This window comes from Halobacteriovorax sp. JY17, assembly GCF_002753895.1.
GTDB lineage: Bacteria > Bdellovibrionota > Bacteriovoracia > Bacteriovoracales > Bacteriovoracaceae > Halobacteriovorax.
In genome coordinates this window covers 724,273-750,904 of sequence record NZ_NJER01000002.1, presented here as the reverse complement: position 1 = coordinate 750,904, position 26,632 = coordinate 724,273, and the positions used below count along the sequence as shown (strand labels likewise).

Annotated in this window: 20 protein-coding genes; 7 read left to right on the top strand and 13 right to left on the bottom strand. The window is 35.5% G+C overall.

What is annotated here, in order from left to right:
- Positions 1-216: 216 nt before the first annotated feature.
- From CES88_RS11765 to CES88_RS11745, 5 genes are all read right to left on the bottom strand, one after another.
- Positions 217-2,496 (bottom strand): hypothetical protein, encoded by a 2,280-nt coding sequence (locus CES88_RS11765; RefSeq protein WP_290734571.1) that lies wholly within the window; start codon positions 2,494-2,496, stop codon positions 217-219.
- Positions 2,497-2,657: 161 nt separating this feature from the next.
- Positions 2,658-3,416, bottom strand: coding sequence for a tRNA-uridine aminocarboxypropyltransferase (locus CES88_RS11760; RefSeq protein WP_290734569.1), 759 nt, complete (start codon positions 3,414-3,416; stop codon positions 2,658-2,660).
- Entirely contained in the window at positions 3,413-3,751 is a 339-nt protein-coding gene (locus tag CES88_RS11755) for a Spx/MgsR family RNA polymerase-binding regulatory protein (protein WP_290734567.1), read from the bottom strand. The genes CES88_RS11760 and CES88_RS11755 overlap by 4 nt, the downstream gene beginning before the upstream one ends.
- Before the next feature lie 2 nt (positions 3,752-3,753).
- A complete protein-coding gene (locus tag CES88_RS11750; RefSeq protein ID WP_290734565.1) occupies positions 3,754-4,392 on the bottom strand; it encodes a class I SAM-dependent methyltransferase in 639 nt (212 codons plus the stop codon).
- 18 nt (positions 4,393-4,410) lie between these two features.
- On the bottom strand, positions 4,411-5,118 hold the full coding sequence (locus CES88_RS11745) for a YkgJ family cysteine cluster protein (protein WP_290734563.1): 708 nt from the start codon (positions 5,116-5,118) through the stop codon (positions 4,411-4,413).
- Between the two features lie 168 nt (positions 5,119-5,286).
- On the opposite strand from CES88_RS11745, the gene CES88_RS11740 reads away from it, so the two are divergent.
- The 5 genes from CES88_RS11740 to CES88_RS11720 all read left to right on the top strand — a co-directional run bounded on the left by CES88_RS11740 (position 5,287) and on the right by CES88_RS11720 (position 13,556).
- A complete protein-coding gene (locus tag CES88_RS11740) occupies positions 5,287-7,251 on the top strand; it encodes an ABC-F family ATP-binding cassette domain-containing protein (RefSeq protein WP_290734561.1) in 1,965 nt (654 codons plus the stop codon).
- Between the two features lie 111 nt (positions 7,252-7,362).
- The gene (locus CES88_RS11735) at positions 7,363-8,805 is read left to right on the top strand and encodes a TolC family protein (protein ID WP_290734559.1); all 1,443 of its coding nucleotides are present in this window, start codon (positions 7,363-7,365) and stop codon (positions 8,803-8,805) included.
- Between the two features lie 15 nt (positions 8,806-8,820).
- Entirely contained in the window at positions 8,821-11,988 is a 3,168-nt protein-coding gene (locus tag CES88_RS11730; protein ID WP_290734557.1) for an efflux RND transporter permease subunit, read from the top strand.
- 7 nt (positions 11,989-11,995) lie between these two features.
- Positions 11,996-12,646 (top strand): TetR family transcriptional regulator, encoded by a 651-nt coding sequence (locus CES88_RS11725; RefSeq protein ID WP_290734555.1) that lies wholly within the window; start codon positions 11,996-11,998, stop codon positions 12,644-12,646.
- Positions 12,647-12,716: 70 nt separating this feature from the next.
- Positions 12,717-13,556, top strand: coding sequence for a class II glutamine amidotransferase (locus tag CES88_RS11720; RefSeq protein ID WP_290734553.1), 840 nt, complete (start codon positions 12,717-12,719; stop codon positions 13,554-13,556).
- Positions 13,557-13,558: 2 nt separating this feature from the next.
- On the opposite strand, the gene CES88_RS11715 is transcribed toward CES88_RS11720, so the two are convergent.
- The 5 genes from CES88_RS11715 to CES88_RS11695 all read right to left on the bottom strand — a co-directional run bounded on the left by CES88_RS11715 (position 13,559) and on the right by CES88_RS11695 (position 20,937).
- The gene (locus tag CES88_RS11715; RefSeq protein ID WP_290734551.1) at positions 13,559-14,920 is read right to left on the bottom strand and encodes an HD domain-containing phosphohydrolase; all 1,362 of its coding nucleotides are present in this window, start codon (positions 14,918-14,920) and stop codon (positions 13,559-13,561) included.
- A 62-nt stretch (positions 14,921-14,982) separates the two neighbouring features.
- On the bottom strand, positions 14,983-16,227 hold the full coding sequence (locus tag CES88_RS11710) for an AMP-binding protein (protein ID WP_290734549.1): 1,245 nt from the start codon (positions 16,225-16,227) through the stop codon (positions 14,983-14,985).
- Entirely contained in the window at positions 16,224-18,620 is a 2,397-nt protein-coding gene (locus CES88_RS11705) for an acyl-CoA reductase (protein WP_290734547.1), read from the bottom strand. The genes CES88_RS11710 and CES88_RS11705 overlap by 4 nt, the downstream gene beginning before the upstream one ends.
- 2 nt (positions 18,621-18,622) lie before the next feature.
- Positions 18,623-19,777, bottom strand: a complete 1,155-nt coding sequence (locus CES88_RS11700; RefSeq protein WP_290734545.1) for an acyl-protein synthase — start codon at positions 19,775-19,777, stop codon at positions 18,623-18,625.
- Complete coding sequence (locus CES88_RS11695) at positions 19,777-20,937, bottom strand: GNAT family N-acetyltransferase (RefSeq protein ID WP_290734544.1); 1,161 nt, start codon at positions 20,935-20,937, stop codon at positions 19,777-19,779. The genes CES88_RS11700 and CES88_RS11695 overlap by 1 nt, the downstream gene beginning before the upstream one ends.
- A 138-nt stretch (positions 20,938-21,075) precedes the next feature.
- On the opposite strand from CES88_RS11695, the gene CES88_RS11690 reads away from it, so the two are divergent.
- Positions 21,076-21,501, top strand: a complete 426-nt coding sequence (locus CES88_RS11690; RefSeq protein WP_290734543.1) for a hypothetical protein — start codon at positions 21,076-21,078, stop codon at positions 21,499-21,501.
- 1 nt (position 21,502) lies between these two features.
- Here the strand turns inward: CES88_RS11690 and CES88_RS11685 are convergent, their stop codons facing one another.
- Both CES88_RS11685 and CES88_RS11680 read right to left on the bottom strand, forming a co-directional pair.
- Complete coding sequence (locus CES88_RS11685) at positions 21,503-23,398, bottom strand: hypothetical protein (protein WP_290734541.1); 1,896 nt, start codon at positions 23,396-23,398, stop codon at positions 21,503-21,505.
- 87 nt (positions 23,399-23,485) lie between these two features.
- Positions 23,486-24,118 (bottom strand): hypothetical protein, encoded by a 633-nt coding sequence (locus CES88_RS11680; protein ID WP_290734539.1) that lies wholly within the window; start codon positions 24,116-24,118, stop codon positions 23,486-23,488.
- A gap of 147 nt (positions 24,119-24,265) precedes the next feature.
- Here CES88_RS11680 and CES88_RS11675 point away from each other — a divergent pair, with 147 nt between their 5' ends.
- Positions 24,266-25,027: a hypothetical protein gene (locus tag CES88_RS11675; protein WP_290734537.1), complete on the top strand. Its 762-nt coding sequence runs from the start codon at positions 24,266-24,268 to the stop codon at positions 25,025-25,027.
- 32 nt (positions 25,028-25,059) lie between these two features.
- Here the strand turns inward: CES88_RS11675 and CES88_RS11670 are convergent, their stop codons facing one another.
- On the bottom strand, positions 25,060-26,595 hold the full coding sequence (locus CES88_RS11670; RefSeq protein WP_290734535.1) for a hypothetical protein: 1,536 nt from the start codon (positions 26,593-26,595) through the stop codon (positions 25,060-25,062).
- Positions 26,596-26,632: the final 37 nt, after the last annotated feature.

Below are 26,632 nucleotides of genomic sequence, written 5' to 3'. Positions count from 1 at the left end.
ACATTTTTATATATCGGCAGGATTTCCGCCCATGCATTTCGAAACTGACGTTTCGCAATTGCACAACGGTAAAGCGACCACCAAAATGCTAACGCATTTTGATTGCGTCGCATGCCGGGACCGCCATTTTAAACTCCATGACATTTTTAATATATCGGCAGGATTTCCGCCCAAATATGAAATGCCCCATCAGAAAGATGGGACACAATTTTCAACTTACTTCTTAACTTCTTCATCTAATAATTTATTAAAACCAGATTTTAAATAACGAACAGATATAACCTTGAATATTGATACATCTTTATTTGCAACGATATCATCCTGAGCCTCGCCGTTTAAAGCATTTGCCGCGGCCTGATTCGCCAGAACTTCATCACTCTGAAGGGCATCATTTGAGCCTTCATTTTCTAGATCTAACTTAAAGCCACCATTATTTTTCTTAGCTGTTCCCGAAGTCATTTTTAATTTCTCATTTTTCGGAGTAGCTGCCACTTTTGGCTTTTCTTCTTCTTTACTGTTAGCAACAGGCCCAAGAGCTGCTAAAACATCTGCTGCAGATTTACCAGATTTAGCAAGGGCTGCTTGTGTGTTTTTTCTAAGCTTCGCTAAGATATTCTCATTTAATTTCTCAAAATCAAGAGGAGATTTACCACTTTCTTTTAGTGCTTGATTAAACTTTCTTTGAACTGCTCTTAATTTCTTCTGAACAGCATTATTCTCTTTTGAAAGTTGAACAAGTCCATCAACTGAAGCTGATGGAATATTATCACTTCCCGTAACTCCATCAGCAGCTGCACCTGCAGTTCCAGCGAGAGCACCAAAACTCCCACCAAGACTAGCAAAGCCAGCATTCTTCTCAATACCACTTCTTAAAGAACCACACCCCGAAGTTCCTGGCTTATCAGCACATGGTGCTTTATCAGGGCCAATTGATAAAGGAGCATTCCCTTTTAACTTAAATGGAATCTGAGACGGAATTGCAAGTCTATTCCCCCCTAGAGAGTCGACGTTCTTTTGACCTTGACTGTTAAGTTTATTAATAATTTCTTGAATTTTTCCTGAGTTCTTTTCAGCACTTTCTTGAATTTTCTTACTAGAATTTGAAGCGACTAAAGCTAATCCTGCTCCCACTATCCAAATAAGCCCTCTATTACCAGGCGTCGCCATAAAGTTATCAACCAAATAACTTGTCGTCTTAAATAATGCGAGAGCAATTCCGGCAACACCACCCAGCATTGTCATCATACTTCCTGCATGAGTATTTGGAATGATTAAATCAATTCCCGAATGAAGAACTAGCTTCAGACTCTCACCAAGGTTATCTGAACTCGAACCTACCTCTAGTTCAAACATTGATTTTTTAAAACTAGAAAATTCTTCAACTGACATTGAAGAGATTTCACCTTGATAGTATCTACTCATATCCCTATTTCTAGCATAGGAGTTAACTTGCGTTTCAAAATTTGTTTCATCAAACTCCATTTTCTTATTTAAATCATAAAATGGATTAGACTTATCTATAAAACTTGAAAGCTGAAACTCACGTTGAAAGCCCTCTAAATAAGTCTCTTTAATTGTTTCTGCAATAAAATTATCGTCCATAACAGACTCTATCTCTGGAAACTTCAGTCCTTTACTTGCAAACTTTTGAAATGCATCAGGAGTATTACTTCCCATTATAGTAGCGCCACTAGGATTACAAATCATAACTTCTTGAGAACAAGTTGCTGCATTAAGTACACAACTTGCCTCTGCTTGGGTACAGCTCGGCTCTAAACTAGCCGAAAGAGCACCAGCTTCCATAGCTGTGCACAACCCGTAAATAACAGGAGCGGTAACAGCTGAAGGCTTTGAAGGATCAAATTTTTCAAGTTCAAGCTTAGCTGCTATAGCAGTAGTAACGGAGCAGGTACCACAATGTGCTGTCTCCATCCCGAATTCAGCACTTTTAAGGAGTGCATATCCTGCTGAGATACCATAAGCTGCTCCTGCAGCCATTTGAATCATGGCCTTAGTCTTAGCTGTTTTAGCGATATCGTCATAGCCCTTCTTTTGGGCCTCGAGAATTTCTATTTGTTTTTCATTTTCGCCATCTTCCCTAGAGTTATAAGTAACTTTATCTTTTGATTTTAAATCTTTAAAAGCATTAAAAGTATAAAGTTCACCACCTATGTAAATAACTCCACCTGCAGCGGCAATCATTACATCCATTGGTAATGGCTTACAAATCATTAAAGCCCTTGACGTAAAAAAGCCAAATGCAAGCATTGAAAGATGATCAAGAAGAGCATTTCCTTTCTCATTTTTTAAGTCAACACTACCCGATTTCGTAGCAACACCATCTTCTCCAAGAGTTACCCCGTCATTGGCGGCCATGACATTTCCACTAGCGTGCCTCAAGTTTTCAATTGGCAGGAAAACCTGAACTTGTAAGAGTGCAAATGAGAGAGTGTAAGTAACAAAGCATTTTGCTAGGTAAGAAAATATAGTCTTCATGCGACTAACCATCCTTTATCTAATCTATATAGTATTTATTTTATTCTACCTTCAAGTGAGTTCTAAAAGAATTGGGTAGATAAAGCCAAATGTCTGTATTTTCAATAGGTTATTTTTTATAGGCTGAGGATTTTAGTAGCAAGAATCGTTGGCATTTCAGCCTAATCTACAAATAGTGAGCGCGTATTCCACTTCGCGGACTTTCGTCTCTTTTCAAAGGGAGTGAATGAGTTTCTTCTATAGGTTTGCCTATTGGGATCGTTTTCGCACTCTAGCTGATAATGAACTAAGGCCTCAAGAGTTTTTAGAAGAGAATCATGCTTTCCACTTAATTTCTCAATCCCCTGCTCTTCTAAGGCCGAGAGAAAGTAGTGAACAGATTCAATAGTTGAGAGGCAAAAGTCCATTGGCTGATGTTTAATATCAAACCTAGACCTCTCAGTTGGAGTAAAGCAAATCCTTGGAAGCTCTAAGAGGTTTTCAGAGAGCTTCATCATTTTCTTAGCACAAGGCCATGTGGCATCAATAATAAAAATAACTAATTTCTTTTTCTTATCGTAAGAGAATTTCTCTTCACTTATATTTATAGCACTCTTTCCTGGGTACATAGCAAAGCAGAGATTATTAGAGTCATTAATTAGAGCATTAACTTCTGGGTCATCCGTAAAATCAATCCCCATTATTACTTTTGAATTTTCTAGGCTAGCATTAGTTAGTCTGCCCGTTCCAACTTTTTCTTTCTTAGCTTCCATAGGGTGCATAAGCAGAACGAACATCGTATTAGTTTCAATTTCAACAATACTTTCACAGAGGCAGGCATCAATAGTTCGCCTACACTTCAAACAAGTCTTCCTTCTTTGAATATTATCAAATTCAACTTGTGCTAATTTCTTCTTTGCTAGGTACTGTTCTTTGTTCATAGAAGATTTTCAAAAACCTCTTTATCAAAACCAAAACAAATAGCTTTACCATTTTCTTCAAGAATTGGTCTCTTAATTACAGATGAATTTTCAGAAATTAATTTTACAATTTCCTTATCGTTTGCACTTTCAAACTCTTCTTTTAATTTTCTAAAAGTTGTTCCGCGCTTATTTACTGGCCAATCACCAAAAGTTTTTTTCCAAGTCTTGATTTCTTTTTCAGTAGGAGCCACCTTTTTAAAATCGACAAATTCAAATTCGACTTGATTTTCATCAAGAAACTTGCGGGCCTTCTTAACAGTGTCACAATTTGGTATTCCATACATTTTAATCATAGTTATTCCTTTATAAAGAATGCAATATTTTTAGTGGGAATGATGAGCCTTAATCCATATTCCTTTGCCATCCAATCAAACGTCTCTTCATTAAAGAAGCGGACATGAGTTGGATCATTGTGATATCCCCAGCGACTAAACTTATCTATATCATCAGAATAAAATGATGTCATCAGTGCGATCACGCCTTTTTTCTTTACCAATGAAAGCATGAGTTCGAAATCTTTCTTTGTCTCATAAATATGTTCAATAACTTCAGTGGCAATCAAGAAATCATATTGCTCATCAAGTAAGGACTTATCATTTACATAGAATGGATCGTACTCTGATATCTTAAAATTTTCTTTTGAGAGAATCGTTTTCACAACAGGACCCGGACCACACCCAAAGTCTATGCCATGAGAACCATATGGTAAGTGATCTCTAAGAGGAGTCAAAATTCTTTCCATAAAATTTACATAATTTATATCATTAGGATCATTTTCATGAAGATCATATATCTCAACTTCTTCTGCGGTGTTTAGCAATCTCTCTTTGGGAGCAAATATTAGCTTACAAGTATTACAACGAAAAAATACTTTCTTCTTATTTTCATAATGTAAAATGGAATTGTCACAAAGACAAAGTGGGCAATGACTCATGACATGAGCATAGCTTGATTAAAGTTCTTTGAAAACCTGACTCAGATTTTTAAAAGGGCTCATCATATCTAAAACTTCTTTTTTTCCTTCTATTAAACTAAATAGAAGATCAGGAAGTGCACCATTCTCCTCACACTGACTAAATCCCGCCATGACAACCATATCTGCTTCAAATGTATTGAGTAATTTAACAGAATGCTCTAAACCATCCTCAGTAGAACAGTCTTTTGGGTCGCCTACGACATGGTTTGTACGACACACCATAGGTCTACTGTCGTATATGGAGCAGCTCTTATTTTCATCTAAGAAAATACAAGCTCTTTCTTGATAAGAAAGGCGATACCAAGTGGCGCTACTCTTACTAGCCTTTGATTGATTTTTTAATCTCTCTAAATCTATCTTATGTCCATCTTGTACAATTTTATGAAGTAATTGAGCTTCATCGTCAGAAATACTTACTTGTGTATGACAGCAAGCTGAACATCCTTCACGACAAGATACATTTCTCTCAACTGCAGAATCTTTAAATAATTCCGTAATCTTTCTATTAACTTCTTTATGCACAAATCTGGCCCTTCTAGAGGGAGAGGAAAGTTTTTTAATTTTCTTAATGACATCATTCATGATCTTAATCATCTCTGATTGAGACTTGAAAGCTTGATATGTCTTACTGGCAATTGCTGGAAATTTGATGACAACCTCCTTGACAGGTTCACCTTTCTCCAAAGTCCTTAAGAAAAGTATACCTTTTGACTAACCTGTTTTCTTCAACAAGGAATATTGTGCCGCCCCCAATCATTTTCACCGAAGTAAATCAGTCACTTACAGCTGGAATATTTCACGTGAGTCCTTAGAAGTCTTGTATAAGCAGCACTTAAACTATATAGTCTCGCGATGTCTTTACTATGTACTTTGAGCAATATTCACCTTCACCTTGGGACTAAAACCTTATTCACAGGTGCGGGGTTTACTATTTCCTATGGCGATCAAATCGGACTTCTTGGCCTCAACGGAAAAGGAAAATCTTCTCTATTTAAAATACTAGCCTCAAAGGTTACTCCAGATCGCTCAACACCTCCTTTCACTTTCGATAAGGCAAATAGTGGTGGAGAGAATAATCAAGGGTTTTCAACATTCCTAGTTCCTCAGGAAATGCAACTTGAAGATGGTGATGAAGTCACTATAAAAGACTATTTCTTCAGATTCTATCCTGAGCATTTAAAGATTCATAAGGCCCTTGATCTTATTAATGAAAAGTTTGAAACAGACTATAGTGAAGAACTTATTGAACAGCAGAATAAACTTCTTGATGAATTAGATCATTTAGGAAGTTGGGATTTAATTCGATCCTTTGAATCGTATATGAAGTACTTTGGTCAAAATGATTTAGAAACAAGAGTGATCGACCTTAGTGGTGGTGAGCAGAAAAAGATTCTACTAAGCCTTGGTTTCACTGCAAAAGAAAATCTCATCCTATGGGATGAACCGACAAACCATTTAGATATTGAAACAATCAAATTGTTTGAAGATGAATTAATGAGTTCAGGAAAGACATTTGTCGTGATTTCTCACGATAGATACTTACTTGGAAAAGTTTGTAGTAAAATTCTCCATATCAAAAATGGTCTTATTGAAAGCTTTAAAGGTTCTTATATTGATTATCTTGATTTCTTATCTGAGCAAGAATCTGCAAGAAGAAAACTACTTGGCCGCCTAAAGAATTCTCTTAGTCGAGAGCAAGCATGGATGCGTCAAGGAATCAAGGCCAGAGGAACGAGAAGTAAGAAGAGAGTTGAAAACTTTCATGACTTAAAAGACAAAATAACTTCAGTGAAAGGCGAAGCTCGTAGAGCTCTCGATTTAAATATTACTTCCACTCAACGTAAGACTAGAAGCCTCGTCGAAATGAAAGACGTTTCTTTCTCATATCCCGGAAAAGATATTTTCTCTCAAATAGATGTTGATATCTACAAGGGAGACAGAATTGGACTCATTGGAAAGAACGGTGTTGGTAAGACGACTCTTGTGAAGATGATACTCGGAGAATTAGTAAATACGAGTGGAAAGCTAAAGATTGCCGATGATTTAAACATTCAATACTTCTCGCAAAAAAGAGAAGAGATGGACGAAGAGGAAACTCCTCATAATTTTTTAACAGACGGCTCAGATCAAGTGACATTAGCAGATGGTAGAACAAGACATGTCGCTGCTTACTTTGAAAGCTTCCTCTTCTCCAAAGATGATTTAAAGAGACCAATTAAAACTCTCTCTGGGGGAGAAAAAGGCCGTTTACAACTTGCAAAGAATTTAACAAAGCAAGCAGATATTTGGATTTTTGATGAACCTACCAACGACCTTGATCTTGAAACTCTTCAAATATTAGAAGATGCTCTTGTTCAATTTAAAGGCTCACTTATCCTTATTTCTCACGATAGAAGTTTTCTTTCAAACGTGACGAACAAGACTTGGGTTTTAAATAATAAGTCCATTGAGCAATTTGTTGGCGGCTATGCTCAAGCAGAAAGTTATCTAGAAGCTTTGGCCTTAGAAAATATTCTTCTTGAACAAGAAAGTGAAGAAAATTCTGAAGTAGAACTTCCAAAAGAAGTGGTTGAAACTCCTGAGCCAGTAGCTACGAAGCTTTCAAATTCACAAAAGAAGAGACTCGAGGATATTCCTTCATTAATTGAAGATCTTGAAGCTCAAATATCATCTATAGAAGAGCTTATGCTCAAGTTTAATTTCGACAATATGGACCCTGAAACCAGTAAACTCTATGCTAATCTAGGCGGCAAGAAAGAAGGACTCGAAGCGAGCCTACTTGCCCTTTATGAAGAGTTTGATTCTTTATCTATTTGAAATAATTAGAAAAATAGTATTTTAGTTAAGTTCTTTACATACTACCCTTGTTTAAATTCAAACGTTCGTATAAAATCAAACAAACGTTTGAATACTAAAGGAAGATACCAGATGAAAATGTTAATTTTCGTATCAATAATAACCTTATTGAGTACGTCCTCTTTCGCAAAGGAAAGAGTCACAATTACAGAAGAATTAATTAAAAAAGAAGTCAATAATGCAGCTCCAAATACTTTGGCAATTGAAGCTTCATTTCTATCAGTAGATTTTCAAAGAGAAGCATTCGAGGAAAATTTCGACTTCAATCTTGTGGGCTCTGCAAGTTATTACAAGACAAGTGAAAATTCATTTTCCCCACAAATCCCTGTCAGTTCACCTATAAAGGCCTACAAAGTTGGTGTTGAAAAAGGGCTTGGAACAGGAATGAAGATCGGTGTTAATACTTTTTCAGAACAAATGACAAGCTCCGTAGTTAACAAAGGAACTAGTAACGGTTTTGGACTAGAGTTTTCCATGGATCTTTACAAGAACTTTCTCGGTAGACTAACAAGCTCACAAAGAGAGCTACTTAAAGAAAGTGTACTTAGAGCAGATCTACAAAAGAATATTCAAAAGAAGGCCTTCTACCAAAGTTTAAGAAAGATTTATTGGTCACTAGTAGCAAATAATGAGCAATTGAAGATATCTCAAAAGCTCTTAACCCTTTCCCAACAGCAATTAAAAGACTCAAAGAGAAAGTTTAAAAATAAAATTGCTGAAATTAGCGAAGTTTCGAGATCAGAATCTCAAATTGCCGATAGAAATTCTAGAATCATAAACCTTCAATACCAAAGAGAAGTTCTTGTTCAACAATTAAAGGAACTACTTCCTACACTTTCTGACAAAGAGCTTGTTCTTGGAACGTACTCGATACCTAAAACATCTAAACAACTCTTTAGCTGTATTGCTCAGATATCGAACTTCAACGAAGCTCCTTTGCAGTACTCAAGCTATGATGAGATTTTAAAATCACTTCAAACTGAATACACACATCAAAGGAAAATAACTGACTCATACAATAGAGCGAATGTTCAATTTGTCTCAGAAGTTAAAAGACTTGGAAAAACAGAAGGATATAGTGAAGCTTGGGATAGATTTTCTGATGACGGAAGAACAGCATTTAGTGCAGGCGTGGAGTTACGAATTCCTCTAGGAGGAAGTTCAACTAAATCAAAAGAGCTTCAAGACTTATTAGATAAGAAGAGATTCATTTCTCAAAAAGAAGAAATTGTTGGAAAAGTTAATGCCTATCATTCTCAGGTCGTTAAAAATATTCATCTACTACAAAAAGTCATTGAACAACAAAATATTAATAGTGAAAAACTAGCAATAACACTTAAGCACACAAAGAAGAAGTATAACCAGGCGAGAGTTTCATTTAGGGACTTAATCTTAGATCAAGATGCTCTTTTAAGCAGTAATCTTCTAGAAGTCCAGAGTCAATTATCAATCATTACGACTCTACTAGATTACTTCACTGTTTATACTGAAATGCCATGTGATATTAATAATTAGAAACGAGAGATAACTATGAAAACAATTTCAAAATTCTTTATTGAAAATTCGAAGCTCTCCATTGTCCTCATGCTAGGTATGATGATTTATGGAATTATGGGTCTAGCGAAAATGAACTCTGAGTCCTACCCTAACGTAAGTTTTGCGACTGCAATTGTAACGACGAGATATGACGGTGCGACAGCCCAAGATATAGAAACAAAAATCACTAAACCTATTGAAGATGAGATTCGTACTGTTAGTGGACTTAAAGATGTAAACTCAACTAGTCAATCTGGCCTTAGTACAATTGTCATCCGAATTGATATGGACGGTTCAGGCGTTGTCGTTGAAGATGTCATGAGTGATATACAAAAAGCAGTTGATAGAACAAATAAACTCCCATCAGATTTAATAGATAGACCGAAGTTCAATGAAATAAAATCTGAAGAAATGCCTGTTTTTCAAATTGCAGTTCTTGGAAGTAACGAAGGTAGGCTAAGAGATATAATCTCAGATCATCTAAAAGAAGAAATTGAAGATAATAAACTCGTTAAGGGTGTCACTCTAGCAGGATACACAAAGAGAACTTTCCAAATTGAAGTCGATAATAATCTCTTAAATAAACATCACATTGGCATGCAAGAGTTAATCTCTAAGATTCAAGCGAGGAATGTAAACATTCCGGGAGGTAACCTTAAGCAAGATAAGACTCAACAGCTTTTAAGGCTTGAAGGGAAAATTAAAAATACAAGCGAGCTCGAAAATATTCTTATTCGATCTAATTTCTCAGGCCAATCTATTTATCTAAAAGATGTTGCAAAAGTCGTAGATGGTGAAGAAGATATCAAAGTAAAAACAAGATATAACGGTGAAGATGCAACTCTCTTAACAATTGCCAAGAAAGCAGGTGCCGATACAATTGCACTTGTAGAGAATGTAAATAAGAAGCTATTAGAATATGAGAAACTTTATAAAGGTAAAGCTGAATTCAAAGTATTCTTAAATGAGTCAATTAAGGTTAAGGATAAATTAGATGTTCTGGCCAATAACGCAGTATCAGGATTAATCCTAGTTATTGTTTTCCTCTTCATTTTTCTTCCAGGAAGAATTGGTCTAATGGCATCAATGTCTCTTCCTCTCGCAATTATGGGAACCCTTGGAATCATGCCCGCTTTTGGAATGAATCTAAATACAATAACAGTGCTTGCTCTAGTTATTGCCCTAGGGATGCTCGTTGATAACTCAGTTGTTATTTCTGAGAACTTCACAAGACTCAGACAAGATGGCAAAACATCACAAGAAGCGGCCCTCGAATCGATCAGAAGTCTTTGGCTACCAATCACAGCAACTGCTTTCACAACAATTGCAGCTTTTCTCCCAATGTTAGTTACAAAAGGGATTATGGGACAATTCATTAAATGGATTCCTATTGTCGTAACCATTTCCCTCCTACTTTCTCTTGTCGAAAGTTTCTTCTTCCTACCGATGAGATTAGTAAGTGCAGGATCATCTGTAAAAAAAGACAAAGATGGAAACTCAAAGAAAGACTGGTTTCATAAATTTGAAAGTAAGTTTGAAAAATTTATGGAAGTTCTTATTAAGAGAAGATATATCGCAGCTGCAGGTTTTTCTGGTCTAATTATCTTTGCATTATTTATGATGACAGCAGGAAATAAATTCATTCTCTTTCCTGCTGATCAGACAGAAATTTATATAGCAAGATTTGAGCTACCAAATGGAACAAAGCTTGATGAAACAAACGATAAGCTAAAAACACTAACAGGTAAGATTAAAGAAGTCCTTGGAGAAGATGTTGAGCACCTTGTAGGAAGATCAGGAGAATCAAAAGTTCAACTAACAGACCCAAAGGCTTCTGAAGGAAATAATGTTGGAATTGTTTTCATCTATGTCACAGAAGATGCAAAACTAAACCTCTTCTACACAACAGTTCTAGAAAAGCTGAGAGCAGGAATATCAAAAGATGGTTATAAATCTCTCACTTTTGAAGCTCAAGTAAATGGTCCTCCGGTAGGAAGTGATATTGAAGCGACTTTTAGATCAAATGACGGAGAAGAGCTAGATACACTCATTGGAAAAGTGAAAGAAAGACTTGGCAAAGTTCCAGGAGTAATCGACCTAAAAGTGAATGACATTATTGGTGATGATGAAGTTTTTATAAATATCGATTATGAAAAAGCAGATCAACTTGGATTAAATATTTTCAATGCTGGAGATACTGTTAGAAGTGCTATTTCAGGAAGAATCATTTCAGAGGTAACACTTAACAACAAAGATGTAGACCTCAGAGTAAGTTTCAAAGAAGAAGATAGAACAGACATCTCGAAATTGAAAAACGTTAATATTATGGATACCAGAGGAAATCTTGTTCCACTAGGTACATTTGCTAAGTTTGAAACAAAAGATGGAACTCCTCAAATTAAGAGATTTGATTTTAAGAGATCAAAAACTCTTGCAGGTTCAATTAATGAAAAGAAGATTACAGCAATGGAAGCTAATCAAATTCTTCTAAAAACTTACGAAGAGCTTAGATCAGATTACCCAAGTGTATCACTAGTATTTGGTGGAGTTGCAGAGTCTACAAAAGAGTCCATGGAAAGTTTAGCTCAAGCAAGTATTCTAGCTGCTATCGGAATCTTCGCAATACTTGTTTTTCTCTTTAAGTCGTATCTGAGACCACTCATTATTATGATGACGATCCCTCTAGGGCTACTAGGTTTCTCTATTGCTTTTGCAACACCAGTTCTTAGTGGATATATGGATAGAACACGTCCAATTTCCTTTCTTGCTTTAATTGGTATTATTGGACTCGCCGGGATTATCGTAAACTCAGGAATTGTTCTAATAAGCTTTATTGATGAAATGAGAGCAGAGGGTAAACTCTCTCTTCACGAAATTCTAGTTAAAGCTTCCGGGATGAGACTTAGAGCAGTTCTTGTAACCTCTCTAACGACTGTCAGTGGACTATTTCCTACGGCCTATGGGGTTGGAGGATCTGACCCAACTCTAGTTCCAATGACTCTTGCGATGGCCTGGGGACTTGTGTCGGGAACAATTCTGACACTCTCCTTTATTCCTCCTGCATACGCTATTCTTGAAGACTTTGTGAACTTCATGAATAGAATAACGAAGAGAAGTAAGCATGTCGAAGGCGACTTAGAAGTAACAGAAGAGCTAGCATAGGAATAGTATGACAAAAGTAAACGATACAAAGTGTAAAATTCTTGGTGTTGCTCTCAAACTCTTCGGTTGTAAGGGTTATGATGGAACTTCTGTTAGAGATATTGCTAAAGAGGCAGATGTAAATCTTGCCTCTGTTAATTACCACTTCTCCAATAAGCAAAATCTCTATTTTGAAGTCTTTAATAACAATTGTATAGAAGTTGAAAAGCAGCTTAAAGAAATCTACAAGGAAGGAATGGACCTTGGAGATTTCTCTGTTGAGATGTTTAACTTCTTTATGGACCATAGCCACACTCTTCTAAATACTTTTAGATTGATACTAAATGAAAGTATCGACTTTTCAGACGCGGAAGGTGTTTGCTCTGACAGCCTAGGCCCTCCCGCAGGAGAAATACTTCTAAAATTAGTCACAGATGAAGTTGGAGAAGAGACTCCTCTTGATGGAAGATTTTGGGTAGTTTCTATGCTCATATCGCATATTACTCATATGGCGATTATAATGAGCTCAAGTGTGATCAAAGAAAGATGCAATAAGATAAAACATCTAAATAAAAAAACTCAAGTCAGAAATATTCGACTCCACTGCGCCTCTTTGATCAATTTTTTAAAAGCTCACCCTCATTCAGAGTGGGATTTAGACTTTAAAATAGACGTATAATTTACACCTCTATAGTTCACACCCTAACCTATGTTATAATACCTCTATTGGTAAGAAACATAGGTTAGGTATGTGTAGACTATTTGGTTTTCGTTCAATTATTCAAAGTCAGGTTCACCACAGCCTTATAAGTGCTGAAAATGCTCTCGAAGTGCAAAGTAATAAGCACCCTGATGGTTGGGGTGTGAGCTACTACACAGCGGGTGCTCCCCATGTTATCAGGTCTGAAAAAACAGCAGTAAATGACAATATATTCAAGAAGGTATCAGGAATTGTAAGTTCTGAAACAGTTATTGCTCATCTTCGAAACGCGACTCTTGGGACTGTTAATATTTTAAATACTCACCCGTTTCAATATGGGAATTGGATATTTGCTCATAATGGAAATATTAAAGACTTTGCTAAATATAGAGATGAAATCATTAGTAAAATTTCCCCTCACCTTCGAAGATTTATTTTAGGTACAACAGACTCTGAAATCATTTTTTACTTCATTCTAACAAAATTAAGTGAAAAGGTTGAATTATCGGATAGACACTGTGACATTGAAAGCCTTCAAGATGCTATAAAAAGAGCAATAAAAGGCCTCACTGATATCATTGGTGATTACTATCAAAGTGATGATGGTAGCAATACTGAAACTTTTCTAACTTTTATTATTACAAATGGAAAAACCATGATGGCCCACCAGGGTGGAAAGAAACTCTTCTACTCTACTTATAAAGTAAAGTGTTCCGAGAGAGATACTTGTCCTTATTTTTCCCCAGAATGTGAGGCTCCAACGCAGAATGGAAAAATAAATCATCTCATTTTTAGTAGTGAACCAATTCACGGCGACAATACTTGGATTCCAATGGAAGTTGGCCAAATGATTGGTGTCGATCAAGAAATGAACCTATCCATCTACTAAACCTATGCAACTTGAATAGATTTTTTGAAAACACTAATAAGCCCCTCTAGAGGCTTTCTATAATTTCCCACAGAGAATCGCTTCTCCATTCTCTTGAGAATTTCAGGAATATGACTTAGGTCAAACTCTTCTCTATAAAGCTCATCTACGAATGAATGAGCAACAATAAAGACAGCAGAAAGTTGAGATACTCGGTGATGACTCAATCCTCTTGGATATCCATTCCCTTCTGGTCTTTCATGATGAGAAAGAAGAATTTCATCAACATTTAGAGGAATACTATCATTTGCTCTTACAATATTTGCAATTTGCTCTGGATGAGATTTGTAATTAGATATTTGCTCTGGCGTATAATTTGTCATCTCAGGTTTTTGAAGATTCATTATCAAGGCCATTTTTGCATCACTCAAACACACATCTTGCAAAATGGCAGCATAGCTTAACTTCTTTCTAATTTCTTCAGAGTCCCATTCCATAAAAGAGCAAATAGAATTTGAGAAATAAGCGATCATATAACTATGATCTAAGAGATAGTCCTTCCTGTCTTTTAATATTGAGAGCAGACGATTTAAAATTCTATCATTCTCTAAGTTACTCTCAATTTGGTAGGCCGTATAGTCAACGAGATTAATAACTTCATCTGTTAATCCCGATTCAAGAACCATCTCATGAACAATATCTAAAGTGTTTATTACAGCATCATCTAGATACTTTGATTCTAAATTCTTGTCTTCAATAAGAAATGGTGTTGTAGCTAGGCTTGCTCCAAATTCATCGTAATCCTCTGCTTGAATATAAAGATACTTAATATCTTTCTCTCGGTACTTCTGCAGATCATCTCTTGTATAAATATCATCCTGTTTTAATACTTTGATATATTTATCATCACTCAACTTTATAAAAACATCACATAGAACTTTATTAAAACGTAAGAAATATGAAAGCCTAACTTTTCTGTAAACTTCTTCTGTATACTTGAAATTTAAGTTTCTTCTCTTCTTTAAAATATCTAAAATAAGATGATGAAAGGACTCGCAGTTAATATCGTTTTGAATAATTTGCGCTCTATTATCTAACTTGGAGAAGGCCTTAAACTCCAATGAATCTTGTAAGTTTTCAGTTGTATTCACAATGAGATCACTCTGATGTTCATTTAATAAGAGTCCAGAAATTTTCATTCCTTCAAACTTAGAACTCATGTGACAGGAAATGGTTATATCAATTGAAGGATCATCTATTAGTTTGTCTTTAAGCTCTGAGAAAGAAGAGACTTCGAATACTTCAACGACTGTTGGAAGATTATCTAAATAGAGATTTAGACGATCTTTAATTTTATGATTACTTTGTGCTAATAGGATTTTCAAGCTTTTATCCTCGTGTATTTAATTACTTAAATAATATCACGAAAATAAAGATTTCTTATCTCTCAGGAGAATCTTTCGTCTATAACTAACCTTAATTTACCTGTTCTTGGGTTCTTCTGGAGGTCATCAACTAATACTATTGAAGCTTCTAATTCTCCAATATTATCAGCGTTCTTCTCCTTCTGGTACATAGGTCTTTCTAAGGCAAAGTGCTCTTTAAAGTTCCTTAAGGACTCTGAAATATTAAGACTAACTTTACTTTCAACTCCTAAGTAGACATGCAAATAATCTCTGCCATTATCTCTCTTTATTACCAATTGAATATTCTGAACATATTCACCTAAGCTACTTCTCTTTAGTGCCGAGAGAATATCATCTCGTGAAATAGTAACTGGACCAACTCGAGCTCCTTCATCAGAACGACCCAACAGCTTAAACTTAGTCCCCACTTCTACCCAAGTGGCCATATCTCCAACAGGATAGCGAATGATTGGCATTAATCTTCTAGAGAGATTTGTATAAACTAATTTTCCGACTTTATTAGTTTCCGAAATTACTTTATTTGTTTCAATATCTACGATTTCCATAATCGTATTTTCGAAAACAATATGTTCACCAGCAAGACAAGTAGAATTCACATAACCAAGTTGTCCACCATCTACACTAGCATATCCAATTGATGATATATGGGCACATGGAAACTTCTCCAAGAGCTTCTCTTTCTGGTCTTCAAAGAGTGGTTCTCCGCCATAGTATATATGTTCAATTTGAGAATTTTTCTCTTTAAATTGATTTGCTAGATTTAACAAAGAAGTAGGAACTCCAAATAGAGTATTGATTTTAAAGTTTTCAATAATCTTCCTTGTTTCTTCTAGACTCGTTTGTCCAGTAATTGGATACTGAACAACTTTGCTCTTTAGTTTTTCAACACTCTTATTAATAAATAAGAAAGAAGCATATAAATCACCTGAATAGAAGAGGTTTGCACAACGATCTCCCTCTTTCAAATTAAGTTGATCCATGCCAAAAGCAAAATCACTTGTGAAGACTTCCCATTCCTCCTGAGTAAAATAACTCGACTTCGGAGTGCCTGTCGTTCCTCCACTTTTAAAAACAACACCATTTGGCTGAGTAGACGTTAAGACAGTATTATTATCGAAACCATTACTCCCCCAAAAACTTTCCTGATTAAGAATTGGTAAATCAGATAGAGAAAAAGTCGTCTGATTAACATCTTGATAGAGGTTTCTATAAAATTCTGATTTCTCTCTAACAAATAAAATATGTTCTCTTAGTCTATTATTCAAAATATCCTCTTATCAATTACTCTTAAGAGCTTCCCACTATTCTTAGAGTGAAGAAAGTCTTTTGGAGAAGTATTTTTCATTGAAAATAAAACCGTCTGCTCCATTTGAACAGCTTCATAAAGATCTTTATATTTCTCCATAAATTCCTCCTCTGAAAATTCTTTATTATCTAAAACAACCTCTATCGAATCTTTTCCCGTTGAATTATCTATAATGACTTGTAGACTACCTCCATACGAAAAATATTCTTCTAAGACTCTTTGAATCTTTGTAAAGTTAAAGAAAGTCCCTCCGGCCCTAAAAATATCTCCATGCCTTCCAAGAAGCTCAAACTTTAAATTCTTTCTTCCACAATCACATTCCTTCGAAATCATTCGGCCAAGATCTCCAAGATCATATCTATTGATGCTCACTGAATCTCTTGCTTTTGATGTAAATACGAGCCTTCCGACTTCTCCTTCCAAGACTTCTTCATCACTCTCTATTTTCAATATTTCTAATTGCTGAATAGTTTCATTTAAGTGATGCTCAGAACCCTCACAGCACTCGCATTGAAACCCAAGAGGTCCAGCGTCAACAGAGCCATAGCTGGCAGACCTTATAATCTCAACTCCAAACTCTTCTTTTAACCAGTGTTTTTGTCCATCAGGAAAGTGCTCCCCTCCAAAGAAAATTTTCTTCACAGAAGATTTTCTTAAGACTGCAGCTTGCTCTTTAAAAAGATCAATAATATATGATGGCATTCCTAGAAGAGTATCAACTCTATTGTCTAAAATCACCTTTGCAACAAACTCTTTGTCTTCGTAAGCAGCAATAGGAAATTGAATGGCCTCCATCATTTCTAAGATCGTGAAGAAGCTTATAAACCCACCGTAAAGCCCCCCTCCAAAGAAGAGGTTACCACAGCGATCAGTACTAGGATTAAGTCCAGAAGCAAGTAATCCTTCCGCTGCGGCCTTCATCTGAACATGATAAGAATTATATGAAAAAGGAGAAATTGCAGTTTTTCCAGAACTTCCTCCACTTCTAAAGAATAAATGATTTAAAGATTCATTTACATCCATATTCTGGAAGTCTTCCTTACTCATAACCTTTAGATTTTTATTAATACTTTGCTTTTTAAAGATTCTCTCATCTAATCGGAAATTTTGAGAAAGCATGTCTAGGTCAATACTTACTTTCTTCACAAATCGTCTTAAGGCATATTCTCCGTCATGAGGCTCTCCACTATAAGACTCTTGCATTCTTCCAAGCTCACGAACTCTCGTCACTCCGGCACTCAGTAAATCTCTTACAAATTCAATTTTCTTTTCAGAAAGAGATACTCCCACCGTCTGAAGGTAATCTCTATGACTCACAAACGTCTTAATAATATCTTCTCTCTTGAGAGGTTTTATCCAAATTGTACGATTGAGCGGAGATGGTTTAAAATCAGAATTATTTTCGGTGTAAATTCTCCATTGATGATCCCTTCCAACGATAACGCCCTTATCCTCGACAAGAGACTCTAACTTTAAGAGTTGATTATAATTTGTAAGCTCTGCTTTTTCTTGAATATCAAGTTCTAGGGAAGTTATATCTAAAGACTCAGAAAAAGCCTCATCTAGTAATTTAGAAAAGTCTCTTATTTCAGAAAAACTTGCATCTAATACATAACATACCTGTGGAGCAGAACACGCCTGTTGATTATACTTAAGTATCTCTAAGACCAATTTATCGGCCTTAGTTTTAAGGTCGCCGTCCATATCAATTAGAGCAAATGATATTTTATGCCCCCAAGTAATAAACCTCTTAGAACTTGGAACTAATGCTCTTATAGAATTTAGAGCACTATCTCCTCCCCAGCAAGAAACCCCATCACTCAAGTCAATTAACTCTTCTAAACCAATACTTGCATCTTGCAGTAAGACAATTCTGTCTTTCAAGAAGTTTGATTTATCGAAAGAGAGAAGTATCTCAACGAGCTTGAAGCAAATATCACTATCTCTTCTACTCAACTTTACAATATTAATATTACCGCTTATTAAACCTTCGACTAAGGCAAGAAAGGCTAAACCTTCTGAGTTAGAAGAGGTGATATGAAGTAAAGTTCCAAGAGGATAGTAAGACTCCATTTCGGTAGTCTTGAAATCTCTTCGCTTAATATCAAACGGGTTAATTGAACCTAACTCACTTTTTAGTTTTCCTTCTATTCCTTTTTGAGAACAAAAAGTTGAAATTTCACGAGCAAGCCCCTGATCTAAATCAAGAGTGAGAACTTTTTTAGAAAATAGGTCGAGTGCCCTTACAACGTTTTCAATTTCTAAAGAGCGACAGGCTGAATCTCTAACGATCAACTTTAATTCATCATAATTTAGGGTTTCTAAATTTTTTCCTTTTGCAAATACTTTCATATCTACACCTTTCCAATCAATTCGCTGGCCGCAACTGCACAACTCTTATTCTTTGAAATTCCTGCTCTACCTAAAATTTCAAACCAAGGGGTATTTAAGCTACAATCACAATCGCTTCTCTTGACTGCAAGATCTCCCATTAAGATACTATTTGCTGGAGCTGAAGTAATATAGGGAGAGATAAGGTTTAAATAGCCAATCTCTCCATCAGGTAAAACCTTTAGAGATTCTACATCTCGAATTAAGACCCTAGACCACACTGGAATATGAAAATTATGCTTCTCACATTCTATATAAGGAATACAGTGCTCCACTGACCCGAACCCATCTCTCAGTCTCTCATTAGGTATTCCTAACATCTCTTCACAAAGAGAATAGAATTCACTCTTAGAGATGGCCTTATCTTGATGGCCCTTCCATCCTCCCCCAAGAAATACAAGAGAGTTCTTAGAAAGCTTTAGTGGCTCTATTCCTAGTTCTTTCATTTTAGAAAGTGTAAAGAAGAAGAAAGAGGGAAACCCAAAAACTCTCACAGGAATTCCATCACGTTCAAATTTCTTCAATGCCTCTATGCAACCAAAGACATCAAATTTATGCCCTTCCTCTTTACCAAGATAGCGAATCCCATAGTGCACTTCATTTACTGGAGCGTACTTACAAAGGAAATTATCTGTATAAGCAGTTCCTAGTTTGCTTCCTTCTTCAGGCTCGTAAGTAAACAAGAGATAATTTGTTCTTTCTTCACTATTCCAATTATAAGAATGAAAGATACTATCGACCATCTTCTGTGCAGATTTGATAGTCCATTCGTCAAAGAATATTTGTGATTTTTGTCCAGTTGTTCCAGATGATGTTAAATGCAAGTAAACATTTTCATCTGTAATTGATTTTACTTCATGATACTTAAAGAAGTTAGAAAGAATATGAGGAACTCTTTCTAAGTCTTCTGCTGACTTCAAAGCCTCACCCTCGAATCTCTCAGAATCAATTAACCTCTTATAAAACTCATTTCTTTTATAATGCCACGAAATATTCTCTTTCATGGCAGTTAGAAATAATTCATCCGTTTCATGAAAGTTTTGATAAGGATTTTCCTTTAAGCAAAGTTCACTTATTGCTCTTAGTTCTTTTTCATCTGGAACTTGAGGATTAGACATTACTCTATCCTCAAAATATTTAAGTGCATATCAATCCACTGTTTTGCATATTGATCAAGGTAAGGCTTAAAGGATTTATGTATAGCTAATTCACTAAAGTCGAGAGGAACCATTGTTCTGGCCAGTAGTATATAATCTTGTGCAAATCCTTCTTCAACTCTCATCGCTGGATAAACTGCAGAAGGAAGGAAGTTATTCTCCGTTAAAAAACAAATTGGCTCTCTTCTATCAGAGCGAACCATTGTCTCAACGTAGTAAATTCCAATTTCTTTCATTGCAAAGAGCATTTTATTAATTTTTTGCCCAAGGCTTATAATACTTTTATTAGCTGTAATAATCACACAGTAATGATCTTTCTTGCTAAAAGAAGCAAAGATTTCAATTCCCTCTTCCATATTTGATATTAGGAGATTTGGTTTATGAAATGGATAAAATACAGATTCTTCATCATCTTTAAAAGTTTCAAAGAATCTCTTCTCTACGAAGTTTTTTGCAAAGATAAATTCAAATTCTCCTTCTTTCGAAGTGAGATCATGAAATTGATGATCTTTCTTAATTAAACAAGGAGTTCTATCAAAATTACTTTCAAGTCCAGTGACTTCTTTTTCAACTAAGGAATAAAAGGGCTCTACAGACTCTGGAACAACTTTTGGAACTTTTCTCTTTTCTAAAACACCATCTGCAAAAATGGCAAGTAGAGCTAAAGTCTCATACGTTTTAATACGTCTACAATTTGGAAAGAAACCAAGAGGAATGAAACCATTCTTCATAAGCATCGTCTGTGAAGAGTGAGATATCGTTCTTGCAGTTGCATAGATTGAGTTAACAAGCTTCTTCTCTCTTAGAACTTCATTCACTGCATGGCCAATAAATCCTGTTGCTAGACCATGCTTTCTAAACTCATCATGAACAGCAACGCCTGAGAGTTTTCCAATTTTATTTTCTTCTTCAATCTGAATAATTCCAGAAACAATAATTTGATTAGTATTCGTACATCTCATGACATACCAATGATTCTTATCTGGATTATTTAATCCTTCTTCCATAACCGAGCGTTTCGTTCCGATATCTAATGGATAATCTTCCCCATACACTGAAAGATAAAGTGATAATAATTCACTGACATCACTTAATTTAGCTTTCTCAATCACAGTATTCATAGCTTTCCCTAGGGTGAAATTTTCTCACTAAAATTACATCACATTGCCATGTATCATATAGAAGAGCCCTCCTAAGTATTCGTGAAAAATATTTAGGGTTTCCAAAGAGGCACCGAACCTATTTTCAAGTGGTTACATATGAAACAATTTAATAGACAGCTCATTTTATTTCTCTTTCTGGCCCTCATAACGAGCTCGATGACTTTTGCGAGAAAGCCAGCGGTAGAACCAGTTTCGGGAATTTCGATTGATCAATACGACGACGTTGCTCCATCTAAAGCGACACCTTTTGACTTTACTCAAAATGAGAAATCAAAGTCTTTAGCCCCTGTTAGAAAAAGTCCCGTCAAAGAAACGAATGTAGAAATGATGGATGATAGTAAATCTACAACAAATAAGACAATTGTTATTCTTATGATTTGTTTACTACCAATAGCGGTATGGCTTGGCCTAATGAAAGGGGTGAAAGATCTTGAAGAAGAAGTGCCTTCTAATGTAGTTGATCTTGATTCTAAGAGAGAAAGTGATAACGATGATGATATGAATTTCCCTAAGGCCTCTTAAGCTACTCGGCCTTAGGTATCTCATTTACAGATTCTTCTATTATATAATCTGGAATTTCAATCTCTATATCTTCAACTTTAATATATTCCTTTCCATCTTCGTCGTAAGACTTCTCTACCGTGACAGAGGTCTTGATTCCTTCTTCATACTCAGTAACGTAGACATCAGTATTTTCATCAAAGGCCTCAACGGTTGTTTCACCGTTTAGGTCTTGGTCACCAGGAGAATCGTAACCGATAATTTCTAAATACTTTGGCAATACATGATATCTCCAGATCTCATTAAAACTATAACTACTATAGTACTCGTTAGCACTAGATAGAGTTACATTGAGAGCACTCAGAGAAATAATTGAACCTGCCGCAACTCCAGTTTTTGACTGTATTAAGCCTGCAAGCTTTGGAATAACTTTATGCTTTAAAGGATTTAAAATAGCGACATTCTTTAATCCTCCTAGGACTCCAGACCACATAAACATAAATGGTAGCATTCTCATTTGCTCTTTTAACGACTCCGAATTTTCAACAGGACTCCCTAGAGCTGCATAGAGTTCATTAAATCCAATGCCCAGTCCAACTAATCCAACTCCTGATGCTACACCTACTCCTGCAACGCGCCTCCAGTTTCTAAGGAAGGCCTTCGTCTTAGATGGTTGTTTTGCAATATTAACTGCCCCACCAAAAGCGTTTCTTGTTTGAAAAGAAGACTGGCAATTAATTTCAGACATTATTGGAGTAAAAATCAATCCATTTGCGACAACTTCCCAAGGGAATCTTTGAAAGTCTTCACTATTATTCTTGTAAAGGTAACCAAGCATTGACCAAGTTACAACAAAGTCGGCATACATCGCATTACGCGCTTGAGGAAATTGTCTAAGACAGCTGAAATTCTTTTTAAACTTATCCGCCCCTATCATTCTTTGAAAAATAGATTTTGTTTCTTCAAGAGCACAGTCAGTATCTCCACCACAATCATCAATATCTTTTTTCTTTTTGGTAAACATATCGATAATATAATTACTTATTTTTTCTTTAATCGACTTCTTTGGCATCTTAGGTTTTTTAGAAAACGGAATAAATTCTACATAGTTATTTGATAAAAGGTCCCCTAAGGACTGCCCATCATCAGCACTATTTTTTAATTTTAAGAAAACGCTCTCGGAAAGAAGTTCATTGTCAGACAACCACCTTAAATACTCTGGGCCCTGAAAGTTTTCTTCAAAAGTGTGGAAATTAGAAATAGCCGCAACACTGTCATCTAAAAATTCTTGATAATTACTATAGCTTGTTATTTTCTTTGAAATAATACCATTGTAATCGGCCATAGCAGATTCTTGTAAGTTCTTCATCACTTGTTTACTTTGAGTAGATGATTTTTTTAATTTTACTAAATTTTTAAAAGAAAAACCGTTATCTCTTTTCCACTCTTTGAAAGTATCTAGTGTTGAATCAAAATTATCACTAACGCTTTTTGAGCGATCAAAGTTTGAAACCACAGAATCAACATTGAGTCTAAACCACGTGTTGTATTCAACTGGATCTATTTCTTTTAAATTATCCTGAACCATTTTCGAATAAGCGAATGTTTGAAAGTCTCTCTCAATTCTATCCTGAGGAATTCTTGCAATTGAGCGATTACCAATACGGTCGCTTACCTTTTGAACTTGTGCCATTTCAGCAGGCGTGTACTTCTTAGGGCTAGGAAAGAGGCTTCCAAGGCCATTCTTTTTAACAATTTTCCTACCGCTAATAAAGCTCTTCATTATTTGAGCACAGCTTCCCTTGGTAGAAGGCTTTACTTCATCTAACGAGGCTACGCCTCTATTAATTTTAGATGTCGATGAACACGAAACAACTGTGATTAAAAATAGAAAGAATAGCAGCTTTTTTAAATCCATGAATTTTCCACTTCTTAAGAATAATAAACTATTAATCTTATCGGTGAATTACATAAAATTCTTGAGGAGAACCAGAGGATAATTTATCTAGAATTTCAGCCACTTACCTCTTTTGAGATACATAAATACATTCGCAGTATTGCCCTGCTTTACCAAAATTTCTTTAGTCCCATTTTTATTAAAATCCACAAAACTCAATTCATTAGGTCTTTGAAAGTAATGGCCTTGGTGAGTTCTCTTTTCTTCCCAAAAAATTGGGCCTTTTTCCATATATATTTTAGAAAGGTCTTTATTATCAATTGTCACAAAGTAGAGCCTGACCGTTGAATTTATCTCCGTATACTTTGTTAAGCCCTCATAGAAGAAGAAGACAAGTCCAAGGGTATCTTTAGACAGGTTTCTGACCCTTACTTTATAGACCTTGGCTCCATAGCCATTAACTTCTAACTTGAAAGATTTGAGCCTTGTCTCGTCGTAATTTAGGAAATGTATCCATGACTTTCCGTCTTTGAATTCATAGAAAATCGACTCCTTTCGAAAGTCTCCATCTAAATCTATTTTGTAAAGTGGTGTTGTCACTACATATTTAGCATCCTCAGCAACTTCATCCCTCACTTCTTTATCAAGTTCCGCACTAAAGAGCTCGCGAAAGCTCCTCTCATCCTGGGAGTAAGCACTAAAAATAGTGAGAATTGAAAGCGTAAGTAGTAAAAATCTCATTAATATATTCTAACATAGCTCTAGAGAGTCAACGCCCCGTGCAAAATCCTCCTCTATTACAGCTATTTTTGAATCATTAATTCACAATTTCAGGACTATAGGATAGAATTTTGATCAACTTTATAAAGTCAAAGACAGGAAGAGAAAATGGAATTCAATCTAGGTTTAATTAAATCTGAAAATCAATTTTTATTAAAATCATTTAATAATGAAAGTGATGATAATGGGAAGATACTAGATCTAAGTGAATTAAAAAACTCAAACCTTCAAGCTCTTTTCTATGATGAAGAGCAATTGGAAAATGAAGATCTTAAAGCAGCTCTTCTAGAAGACAGCAAGTATTTTCCAATTAGGTCTCTGAAAGAAATTAACTCTGATTATGACTCGTTTCAAAGTATGCCTCTTGAAGAAGTTAGAAGTATTTTTTCAAAAGTACATGATAATTGGCTTCTTCAAAATAACGTCACTCTTCTTGAAGAACTTTTTAAAGTAATCAACCATCTAAATGGTCTATGGCCTAATGATAGAACCACTTTCTTTGAAGAACTTTGGTTCATCCTAAAAGCAAACCTTGGAGCAAAATCAATTCGTATTATTTTCAATGATATTCAAATTGCCAAAAAAGAAAACGAGAAGAATAAATTGATTCAAGTTAAGATTGAAGGGGAAAGAGTTCCAAATCCAACAGAGGGTGGAGAACTTGAAGCAAAAATAATGTCAAATTACGATAAAGACTTTAATAGTGGTTTTGATATAGCGGAGTACTCTAAAGAAAAAGGGCAACTTGTTATTACTGCTACAATAAAAAAGAGTCCTGTGGTCATTATGGCCGAAGTTTATGAAATGAGCAGAATGCAAAAAGCAATTCTTGGAACTCTATTCACTGGACTCTCTGAAAATATTCAATAAGAAAAGGGCCTTTAGGCCCTTTTTCATTTTTCTTAGTTTACAATTATTAAATCCATCATTTTTTCAGTACCAATAAAGTCCTTATAACTAGATTCTTGAAAGTTTTGAAACTTTTCCTCCCTAATACGAATCCAATCAGGATCTTCCCCTCCGTGCATTTGACTACGACTATAGAGCAGAACACATTGGCCTTTATCCTGAACAATATCAACTTCCTTCATTTCTGAATTTAAAACAAAACGAACATCTGCAAAATCACCACTTCCAGGAAGATCAAAGAGAGTGATCTTCTGAGTTCGTCCTAGCCCCTCCACTTTTGCTTTCTTTTCTTTAACTAAAGATTCTAGAGAAATACTCCTTCCTCCATAGAAGAGAGTGTATGACCACTTTTCTTTAGCTATATCTAAAGTCGTAGCAGAGCTTACAACTTTTCTTCTGCTCACATTACAACTTCTAGAACTTCTAAAAGTTCCATACGCCCCAGTTTCCGTGAATATTACGACTTGTGATTCATACCAATGCTTAATGGTATGACTTCTTCCACTTAGCTGAATAAAGAAGTGAACATCTTTATTTTTCTTTTTAGTAAAACTAAATTCTTTAATATTTTTAGACTCTGAAATTTGACCTTTTACCTTATTCTTATCACCTCCCATTACAAAGAGAGCGAGGATTTGACCTTCACTTACTTCTTCATTCATTTTAAGAAAGTTGATCATCCTAAAGTCACTATTTAAATCAAAGGTCTTTCCCTCTCTCACGAGCGCCTCTTCAACGCTTTCACCTCTTTGAATAAAGCTGTACTCTTCCCCTTCCTCTCTAGAGATTATAAGAACGCTTCCCTCCGAGAGAACACTACTCTTCCAATCTTCAAGGCTACGCTCCTCTAGTTCAAAATTTGAAAGATGATAACGTATTCCACTTCCTGAAAGAACTTTCTTTAAAGTCTCTTCCACCGATGCTTCACCTGTTAAGAAGCTATAACTTTCTTTAGGCTTTACTCCAAATTCAAAACCATCTGTCTGCTCACTTGAGTTTCTAAGAGTAAATGGAACCCGATTGCTTTCGACCTCAGAGATTTCAGCTTCATAATCCAAGGATTCAATCATTCCCTCTTTAGAAGACTCAAGTAGAAGCTTTGAATTTGTCTGAAGTCTTAAATTACTAAGTTCTCCAAAACTGTGGTGATTTATCACCTTTAAAACTTCGCTGGGAGACACGAAGTACTCATGCGTAACAAGGTCTTCAATGCTTAATTTTTGAGAGTAAGGATTTTCTAGAATATCTAATAACTTCTTTCTAATAAATGATCTTTCTTCTATTTTTACTGGAACCTTCCTAACAACTTCTCCATTAGATCCTAAAATAGAAAACTCCGATTCAACTCCGTGCAATTTTAGAATTGGAAAACCATAGAAAGAACTATGTTTGGAAATAGATGCGGCTTCTATTTTCTCTGTAGACGCAACCTTAGAAGAATCATCAAATGGAATAACAGGCTTTAAATCACTCTTTCTACTACAAGAGATAAGAGATAGGGTAATAAGTAATGGTAGCGTAAATTTCATAATAGCTCCTTGGTTAGGAGCAATATGAGAGAAGGGC